The organism is Agrobacterium sp. DKPNP3, from assembly GCF_052686535.1.
The window spans coordinates 1-9288 of sequence record NZ_JBQYSN010000138.1; the positions used below are offsets into that span (position 1 = coordinate 1).

General features: G+C 59.3%; 10 protein-coding genes. 5 read left to right on the top strand and 5 right to left on the bottom strand.

Features of this window, described 5'->3' with window-relative positions; translation table 11 throughout:
- Positions 1-50 precede the first annotated feature (50 nt).
- Positions 51-506: a MarR family winged helix-turn-helix transcriptional regulator gene (locus ACUTJJ_RS23630; protein ID WP_063951066.1), complete on the bottom strand. Its 456-nt coding sequence runs from the start codon at positions 504-506 to the stop codon at positions 51-53.
- 311 nt (positions 507-817) lie between these two features.
- Here ACUTJJ_RS23630 and ACUTJJ_RS23635 point away from each other — a divergent pair, with 311 nt between their 5' ends.
- Positions 818-2290 carry a replicative DNA helicase gene (locus tag ACUTJJ_RS23635; RefSeq protein ID WP_445543619.1) on the top strand — a complete coding sequence of 491 codons (1473 nt, stop codon included), beginning with the start codon at positions 818-820 and terminating at the stop codon, positions 2288-2290.
- A gap of 175 nt (positions 2291-2465) precedes the next feature.
- On the opposite strand, the gene ACUTJJ_RS23640 is transcribed toward ACUTJJ_RS23635, so the two are convergent.
- From ACUTJJ_RS23640 to ACUTJJ_RS23655, 4 genes are all read right to left on the bottom strand, one after another.
- The gene (locus ACUTJJ_RS23640) at positions 2466-4160 is read right to left on the bottom strand and encodes an ABC transporter ATP-binding protein (protein ID WP_445543620.1); all 1695 of its coding nucleotides are present in this window, start codon (positions 4158-4160) and stop codon (positions 2466-2468) included.
- A 183-nt stretch (positions 4161-4343) separates the two neighbouring features.
- Entirely contained in the window at positions 4344-4646 is a 303-nt protein-coding gene (locus ACUTJJ_RS23645; RefSeq protein WP_445543621.1) for an AzlD family protein, read from the bottom strand.
- Entirely contained in the window at positions 4643-5347 is a 705-nt protein-coding gene (locus ACUTJJ_RS23650) for an AzlC family ABC transporter permease (protein WP_445543622.1), read from the bottom strand. The genes ACUTJJ_RS23645 and ACUTJJ_RS23650 overlap by 4 nt, the downstream gene beginning before the upstream one ends.
- A gap of 95 nt (positions 5348-5442) precedes the next feature.
- Complete coding sequence (locus ACUTJJ_RS23655; RefSeq protein WP_404493796.1) at positions 5443-6300, bottom strand: AraC family transcriptional regulator; 858 nt, start codon at positions 6298-6300, stop codon at positions 5443-5445.
- 158 nt (positions 6301-6458) lie between these two features.
- Between ACUTJJ_RS23655 and alr the strand changes: the two genes are divergently transcribed.
- The 4 genes from alr to radA form a co-directional block, all read left to right on the top strand.
- Positions 6459-7634 carry an alanine racemase gene (gene alr, locus ACUTJJ_RS23660; RefSeq protein WP_445543623.1) on the top strand — a complete coding sequence of 392 codons (1176 nt, stop codon included), beginning with the start codon at positions 6459-6461 and terminating at the stop codon, positions 7632-7634.
- A 65-nt stretch (positions 7635-7699) separates the two neighbouring features.
- Positions 7700-8011, top strand: a complete 312-nt coding sequence (locus ACUTJJ_RS23665) for a type II toxin-antitoxin system ParD family antitoxin (protein WP_144575003.1) — start codon at positions 7700-7702, stop codon at positions 8009-8011.
- Positions 7968-8258, top strand: coding sequence for a type II toxin-antitoxin system RelE/ParE family toxin (locus ACUTJJ_RS23670; RefSeq protein ID WP_445543624.1), 291 nt, complete (start codon positions 7968-7970; stop codon positions 8256-8258). Before ACUTJJ_RS23665 ends, ACUTJJ_RS23670 begins: the two co-directional genes overlap by 44 nt.
- A gap of 6 nt (positions 8259-8264) precedes the next feature.
- On the top strand, positions 8265-9288 hold a 1024-nt coding region (gene radA / locus ACUTJJ_RS23675), incomplete at its 3' end, for a DNA repair protein RadA (protein WP_445543625.1).

A 9288-nucleotide genomic window follows, 5' to 3' on the forward strand; every position in this document is an offset into this window, starting at 1 on the left:
CGCTTTTTCGAGCCTCGCATCATCATCATCATTCTGCGACACGATGGTGCTCATGGCTGCGCCCTCCCTGTTGCAAGCTGGTGCAGGTTTGCCGACAGGCGGCGCATGACATCCAGTGCCATCGCCAGATCCTGCGATGAAATGTCGGCAGCGATTTCCGAACGCAGCGATTTCGCCATCGCCTGTACAGTCTCGGAGGTCTTTTCACCTTCGGCCGTCATATGAATGCGTTTTGCCCGGCGGTCATTTTCGTCCGAGCGACGCTCGATCAGATTCTGCTTCTCCATTCCATCAAGCACCCGCACCAGCGTCGGTGTTTCGATTTCCATTTCTTCGGCCAATTCCGTCTGTGTCAGCGGTCCGCGCCGCGAGAGCGCAAAGAGAGCGCGCGCCCGTGCCAGCGTCAGCCCGCTCTCCGCCACCCGCGCGTCGAAGAACGCACGCAGTTTGCGGGTGAAAGCGGAGACTTCATCCAGAAGCTGTTCCTTGTCGGTCTCGCGGGACATTTCAGCAAGCCTTATAATTAGCACACTACTTATTTTCTGCCTATTTATTCGTATGCCTGATGAATTTCAAGTTTCTTTCATGCCGGGTCTGCCATGCGGTAAACTCATGGCAGCGAATCACGTTGCCGGGAATTTTTCCCGCCCCCTGTCCCGTCTCCCTGTGGATTGCTGGGGACAAGTGAAGATGTGATCGAGCGCCATGGGGCAGACGTCCGCCTGCCATAGAGTTCTGCAACAATATCATTGACTGCAGTGCCCCAGGAAGCCAAAGCCTGAGGTGTAAGAAAAGGCAAAGGGAGATCGCGCAAACCATGAACGACAAACCGGCGGAACCGCATTACCGCGAAGCGCCCAACAACATTGAAGCGGAGCAGGCGCTGCTGGGCGCCATCCTCGTCAACAACGACGCCTATTACCGCGTGTCGGATTTCCTGAAGCCCGTGCACCTTTATGAGCCGCTGCATCGCAAGATCTTCGAGGTGGCCGGCGACATCATCCGCATGGGCAAGACCGCCAATCCGGTAACCATCAAGACTTTCCTTCCCGCCGACGATAAGATCGGCGACCTGACGGTGGCGCAGTACCTCGCCCGTCTTGCAGCGGAAGCCGTTTCCATCATCAATGCGGAAGATTACGGCCGGGCTATCTACGATCTCGCGTTGCGCCGTGCGTTGATCCAGATCGGCGAAGACGTCGTCAACATCGCCTATGACGCGCCGCTCGACATGCCACCGCAGGCGCAGATCGAAGACACGGAACGCCGCCTGTTCGAGCTGGCGGAAACCGGCCGTTACGACGGCGGCTTCCAGTCCTTTAACGACGCCGTTGCCCTGGCGATCGATATGGCGGGTGCCGCCTTTGAACGCGACGGCAATCTCTCCGGCATCTCCACCGGCATCCACTCGCTCGATGCCCGGATGGGCGGGTTGCAGCGTTCCGACCTTATCGTTCTTGCGGGTCGTCCCGGTATGGGCAAGACCTCGCTCGCGACCAACATCGCCTATAACATTGCTGCATCCTACGAGCAGGAAGTGCAGCCCGACGGCTCTTACAAGGCCAAGAACGGCGGCGTTGTCGGCTTCTACTCGCTCGAAATGTCGTCCGAACAGCTGGCGACCCGTATCATTTCCGAGCAGACGGAAGTGTCATCCTCGAAAATCCGCCGCGGTGACATTACCGAGGCTGATTTCGAAAAGCTCGTCGCCTGCTCCCAGATGATGCAGAAGGTGCCGCTTTACATCGACCAGACCGGTGGTATCTCGATTGCCCAGCTTTCCGCCCGTGCCCGCCGCCTGAAGCGCCAACGCGGCCTCGATGTTCTCGTGGTCGACTACGTTCAGCTGATGACCGGCTCCGGCAAGAGCGGTGAAAACCGCGTACAGGAAATCACCCAGATCACCACCGGCCTGAAGGCGCTGGGCAAGGAACTCAACGTTCCGATCATCGCGCTCTCTCAGCTCTCCCGTGCGGTGGAAAGCCGCGAAGACAAGCGCCCGCAGCTCTCCGACCTGCGTGAATCAGGCTCGATCGAGCAGGACGCCGACGTGGTGCTCTTTGTGTTCCGCGAGGAATATTACGTCAAGAACATGGAGCCGCGCGATGTCTCCGACCCGAAATATGCCGAATGGGAGGCCCTGTTCGACAAGGTCAAAGGCACAGCCGACGTCATCATCGCCAAGCAGCGCCACGGACCGACCGGCACAGTGAAACTCGCCTTCCAGTCCGAGTTCACCCGCTTCACCGACCTCGCCGATCCGAGCTTCAGCCAGTATGAAGAGCATTGAACGGGAATGGGGCTCAGGTTGACCCGGCCGTAAGTCTTTGTACTGAAGTCGCCAGGCGACTTGCGGGCGGCATTCGATAAAACAGACAAATTGAGGGTGTGCGACGCGCCCCTTCCGGATGTGCGCCAAGCATTTTTACCGTCAGGCAACCGCGCCGCAGCGGCTTGGAATCTTTTCAAACGCCTGCGGCGCGGGGCTCGGATGTCGATGGATCGCGGCCGGCCGGCAACACGATCACCTGATCCGCCTCGCGGATACTGCTTTGGCGATGCGTAATGGCAATTATCGTCACGTCGCTGTCGACGACGCGCAGCTGATCCATGATCTCGCGTTCGGTCTCCTCGTCAAGCGCGGAACTGGCCTCATCGAGAAGCAGGATCGTCGGCTCCGCATAAAGCGCGCGCGCAATCGCTATACGCTGGCGTTCGCCACCCGATAGTTTCAAGCCTCTCTCACCAACGATGGTGTCGAATCCATCCGGCATTTCTTCGATGCGGGTGAGAATGGCAGCGCGCTGGGCCGCGCGGCGCAATCTCTCTTCGTCCGGCACCCGACCCAGAATAATATTACTGCGCAGCGTATCGTTGAGTAACTGAACCTCCTGGGGCACGATGCCGGCGGCGGCGAACCAGTCTTCGCGAGAAATGGTGGAAAGATCTGCGTCGTCGACGGTGATGCGGCCTTGCTGCGGTGCCATCGTCTTCTGCAGCAGTTTGAACAGGGTCGATTTGCCCGATCCGGTTTCACCGGTGATGAAGGTCAAGCGACCGGGTGCGGCGGTAAAAGAGACGCCATCAACACCACGACCGTTGGCGTAACGATAACCGACCCCTTCAAGCCTGAGTGTGCGCATCGTACCCCTAGGCGCGCTTGACCCGGACGACACCTCTTCGTCGGGCGCGTGCCACATCTGCGCATAAGGCCCAAATTGAGCGAGCGCCCGGGCAGTCTCGGAGATCGAATGTCCGATGAGTTCGAATGGTACGTTGAGCTGCAACAACAGAGTGTTGAAAAGAACGATGTCGCCGATCGACAGCGCGCCCGCCTGGTATCGCGGCAGCAGAAGATAGAAACCGACGATAATCTGGATTCCCAGCGCCAGGGAAATAGTCAAGACAAACCCGATCCGACGGAGCGAATAAAGCCGCCAGTTCCGGTAGATCAGCCCGGCGCTCTCGGCAAAACGACGTTTCATCCAGACGTTGCTGCCGGTGTGTCGCAAAGGCTCGATCATGGAAATGGCGTTGCCGACGAAGCCGGCATTATCCTGTCCGGCGTCCATGGCTTGCTCGAGATAAGGCGTTGTCAGGCGATTGGATGCGAGTGTCAGGGCAACGAATATGACTCCATAGGCGACGACGATCAGCACCAGATCGGCGCTCAGCACGGCCCCCATCAGTAGGATACTCAGCAAAAATGTCGCCATGCCGGGAATGAAAGAAATCAAACCGATCTGCATGAGCGTGGAGGCTGACGAAGCGCCGCGCGCCTGTGCGGATTGTATCTCCACCGGATTATGATCGTTGAAAAAAGACGGGTGTTTGTGGACGATGCGATCAAAGAAGCTGGTCGAAGCAACAAACTCAAGACGTTCCGCGTGGATGACAGTGAGATATTGTGTCGAGCGCTCGAGGCCCGAAGCCAGCGCTGTCAAAATGGCGTAAAGCGCAAAGCCGAGCATCCATTGCTTCGGATCGTCAGGCAGATCATCGATGAGGCGTGAAAAGAGATAGGGCGCAGCTGCACTCAATGACGCGCCGATGAGAATCGAAACAAGCAGCAAACATATCGATGGCCACGAGGTTCTAAGGTCCTCAGCATAAATGCTGGAGAGCGGACCAATCACAATATGCTGCTTGACCACTGTCACTCTCCCCTGCCTGAGCCGACTGAAAGCTATCAAGCAGGTGCATAGCGATACAAAATCGACACCTCAAGGGCTTTGAGGCGGTCGATTTGTAGATTGTATTTCAGGCATAATAGATCTTGCGGTCGTCGCGAAGTCTGCGCGATTGAGGACCTCGAATCTTTTCAACATCTTTCGCCATTTCCCTCACAAACCGATTCCGCGAAACAGCGCCACCGAGAGGATGCCCAATCCTGCCGCCGGCAGCAGGCTGAGGCGTAGAGCGGCGACAACGGTGATGGCGCAGGCCATGGTTTCGGCAGGACCGCTTGCGAATGCGGTGGGCGTGACGACGGCCATCAGGACCGCTGGGGGCACTACGCCAAGCGCCTTTTTCAGGCGCGGTGTCAGGTTGAAATGGTTGACCAGCAACAGACCGCCGAGGCGTGTCGCGACGGTTGCCGCCGTCATTGCGAGGATGGTGATGAACGTGTTTGGATCGAGCGTCATGCGGGCTGTTCCATCTCTTGGCCAGGGGCAAAGGCGGCCACGGCGAGCCCGGCGACGGCACCAGCCGCGATATACCAGGCGCCGGGCAGCAACGCATGGGTGAGGTAGGCGGCTGAGGCGCTGGCCAGCAGAACAAGGCCGGTCTCCCTGCCCTTCCAGAAGCCCATCAGCAACACGATGAAGACTGCTGGAAAAGCAAAGTCCAGGCCGATAACCGACATGTCGCCGACAACGGAGCCGAGCAACGCACCCGTCACTGTCGCGAGGTTCCACACGAGATAGATGGACAAGGCGGCGCCGGCAAAAAAGGCAGCGCTCAGTTTGCCAGTGATAACGCGGAATTCTGCGAGAGCCCAGGATTCATCCGTCAGCACCAGCATGGCCGCGTATTTTCTCCAGCCTTTGAAGTCATCCAACTTGCCCGCAATCGAAGCACTCATCAGCACGTGGCGAAGATTGACCAGCAATGCTGCAAATCCGAGCCCACTCCAGCTTGCCGGATGTGTCCACAGATCCATGGCGACGAACTGTGAGCCGCCGGCAAAGACAAGCAGCGACATCAGGGACGCCTCAAGCGGCGACAGGCCCTTGCCGATGGCGGCGGCGCCAAAAACCACGCCGATCGGCACCATGGCGACCAGCAATGGCGAGGCGGCCCTCAACCCTTCGATAAATTCGGCGCGTTTTTGCGGTTTCGACATGGCATTCTCCCTTTCAGGCGAAGGGGATTACGCCGAGGCTGGTATTCGGTCTTGAACAAAAGTGATGTCGCAAGAGGAAGCGTCCCGGAAAAATATCATCCCATCCTGAACTGCCCCGGCGTCACGCCGGTGCGAGCCTTGAAATGGCGGGTAAAGTGCGCCTGATCGGCAAAACCACACATTGCCGCCACCTCCGCTGGCATCTCGCCTGCGCGTAGAAGCCGGCGCGCCCGTCGGATGCGGACATCCGTCAGAAAAGCGTGCGGGGTGATATGGAATTCCTTGCGAAAGGCACGGATGAGATGAGCGCGACTGAGGCCTGCGATGGCAGCAAGTTCCTCCAGGCCGATATCGGTTTCGTAATTGTCGGAAAGATAGTCGCGCGCGGTGTAAACCGCCGTTTTCTCACGCGTCTCGACCGGCAGGATAATGGCGCTGCCATGCCTGCCGAAAACGGCGGCAAGGACGGAGAACATGCCCTCGTCCGCCTCCAGCGCCCCGGTTATGGCTTCCAGTCGACGATGCGCCATCTGAAAGGCCGCTGCCATATGCGGATCATAGGGAAGAAATTTCGGGAAGGAGGGCGTACCGTGAAAGGTCCTCCCGGTCACATCCTCGATGATGTCACGCAAGAGTTCTATATCCGGGTAGATCATCCGGTAGCGATAACCGCCCCCACCCGGGGCGCCGTCGTGAATCTCATCCGGGTTGATGAGGTAGAGGTTTCCCGGCCCCGTCTGTTCGGTGGTTCCCTGAATCGTGGAAATCTGCGAGCCGCTTTCGATCGCGCCGATCGAAAACGTGTCGTGCGCGTGCGGCGAATATTCGTGTGTTAGAAACGTAGCGCTCAGGCACTCCATGCCGCCAAAACGTCTGTCACGCCAGAACCGGGTGGTCTCTGTCGTGGCGACGGGCATGAAATCAAGGGCCTGTTCCTGCGAAACATGATGCATGCGCAAATTTTAGAACATTCCGCGCTGACCGTCTTGAACAAAAGTGATCGACCTTATCACAGCTTGGGTCAAAGCCTGGTGCCTTGCAAAAATCGGTAACGGTTTGTCCGCCGATGCTGTAGGGTCCCGACCCGTTCAAGATCAACCGGACGCATGGCATGACAGACGACTTCGAAGACAGCTTCCCCGAACACGAAACAGACGCCTTCGAGCACGCGCCACTGCGGCTCACCGTCGATCTCGGTGCTCTCGCCGATAATTGGCGGGACATGAAAAGGCGCTCCGGCAGGGCGCGGACCGCGGCTGTCGTCAAGGCCGATGCTTACGGCCTTGGCATCGAGGATTGCGGTGCGACCCTTTATCATGCGGGCGCGCGTGATTTCTTCGTGGCGACGGTCGCCGAGGGCGCCACCCTGCGCTCCTATGCGCCGGAGGCACGCATCTTCGTGCTGTCGGGCATCTGGCAGGGGCAGGAACGGCAGGTCTTCGACAATGATCTGGTGCCGGTTCTCGCCTCCGAGGAACAGCTCTCCTTCTGGATGGCGACGGTCGCCGAGCGTGGCGATCACCCCTGCGCGCTGCATGTGGACACCGGTTTCAACCGGCTCGGCCTGCCGCTCGACGACGCGCTTTTCCTTGCCGACGACGTGACACGTCCGGCAAGCTTCGATCCGGTTCTCGTGCTGTCCCACCTCGCCTGCGGCGATACGCCGTCGGCGCCGATGAACAGGGCACAGCTTGAATCATTCCGAAAGGTTAGCGCCGCTTTCGAAGGTATTGAATCAAGCCTTTCGGCTTCCGCTGGTATCTTTCTCGGTCCCGATTATCATTTTGACCTCACCCGCCCCGGCATCGCACTTTATGGCGGCGAAGCGGTGAACGACGTTCCCAATCCCATGCGTGCCGTCGCCAAGGCCGAGGCACGCATCATCCAGATTCGTGAGGCGGGCGAAGGCCAGACCGTCAGTTATGGCGGGACTTTCCTGCTGAAACGCGCAAGCAGGCTTGCCATTGCTTCCGTCGGTTATGCGGATGGTTATCAGCGCTCGCTGTCCGGTTCGGGCATCCCGTTACGCGACATGGGCCATGGCGGCGCTTACGGCGTGGTCAACGGCCACAGGGTGCCGGTGGCCGGCCGCGTGACGATGGATCTCACCATTTTCGACGTCACCGATGTGCCCCGCAATGCCATTCGCGCCGGCGATTACATCGAGCTTTTCGGTCCAAACGTGCCCGTAGACGAGGTCGCCCGCGCGGCGGGAACGATCGGCTACGAGATGCTGACAGGACTCGGCCTTCGGTATGAGCGGCAATATCTGATGGCGGATGACTGAGAGACGCCTTTAGCTCTTGGAAAGCCAACGCGACCTGTGCTAAAAGAGAACAAAAGGAGATCGAAATGCCCGAAATCCATTTGAGCGAGCAGGACGAGAAGTTCATCGAAGAGCAGGTGGCGGCTGGTATTTTCAAGGATGCGGACGCGGTGGTATCCGCCGGTTTGCGCCTGCTCGGCAGTAATGAAGGCAAGCTCGTAGAGCTTCAGCGACTGATCCAGGAAGGGCTGGACGATGTGGAAGCCGGCCGGGTGATGGAATTTTCCACGGCGGATGATTTAACCGCACATATCATAAAGCTCGCGGGGGAACAGAATGAAGCGAAGGCGTCTGGTGGTCACCGCACGGGCACTGGACGATCTTCTCGCCGATCATAATTATATCGCGCGATTCAATCTCGTTGCTGCTAGGCGCTTTCTGGAAGACATCAACGTCAAAATGATCTCGCTGGCGCGATACGGGATAACAGGTGTGCCTCGGAGCTTCGCGCCGAATTTGCGGGCTTTCCCCTATCGTGATCGATGCATCTATTTCATCGTCGACGACAAGAAGATGTGTGTGCTGCGCGTGCTGCATGGCCATCAAGACATTTCCGCCGACGATTTCAAACAAGAAGAAAACTGACAAAACATGGCCAAAGCCAAGACTCAATTCGTGTGCCAGAACTGTGGCACGGTGCATAACCGCTGGGCGGGAAAATGCGAAGGCTGCGGCGAATGGAATACCATCGTCGAAGAGGACCCGATGGGCGGCATCGGCTCCGGGCCGGGCAAGGCGCCCAAGAAGGGCCGGCCTGTCACGCTCACCTCACTTTCAGGTGAAATCGAGGAGGCGCCGCGCATCCCGACCGGCATCAGCGAGCTCGACCGGGCGACCGGCGGCGGTTTCGTGCGAGGCTCAGCCGTCCTGATCGGCGGCGACCCGGGCATCGGCAAATCGACGCTCCTCATGCAGGCGGCGGCCGCCCTTTCGCGGCGCGGCCATCGCATCATCTATGTCTCGGGCGAAGAGGCGGTGGCGCAGGTGCGCTTGCGGGCGCAACGTCTCGGCGCTGCGGACACCGATGTGCTGCTGGCGGCGGAAACGAATGTCGAGGACATTCTGGCCACGATCTCCGAGGGCAAGCGGCCCGATCTCGTCATCATCGATTCGATCCAGACCCTGTGGAGCGATACGGCCGATTCCGCTCCCGGCACGGTGACGCAGGTGCGCACCGGCGTGCAGGCGATGATCCGCTTCGCCAAGCAGACGGGTGCGACCATGGTGCTTGTGGGCCATGTTACCAAGGAAGGGCAGATCGCGGGGCCGCGCGTGGTGGAGCATATGGTCGATGCCGTGCTTTATTTCGAGGGAGACCGCGGCCACCATTACCGTATTCTTCGCACCGTCAAGAACCGCTTCGGGCCGACCGATGAGATCGGCGTCTTCGAAATGTCGGATCGCGGCCTCAGGGAAGTGTCCAATCCATCGGAACTGTTTCTAGGGGAACGCAACGAAAAATCGCCAGGCGCTGCGGTTTTTGCCGGCATCGAAGGCACCCGCCCCATACTGGTCGAGGTCCAGGCGCTGGTCGCGGCGACCTCGCTCGGCACGCCGCGCCGCGCCGTGGTCGGCTGGGACAGTTCCCGCCTCGCGATGATTCTTGCCGTGCTGG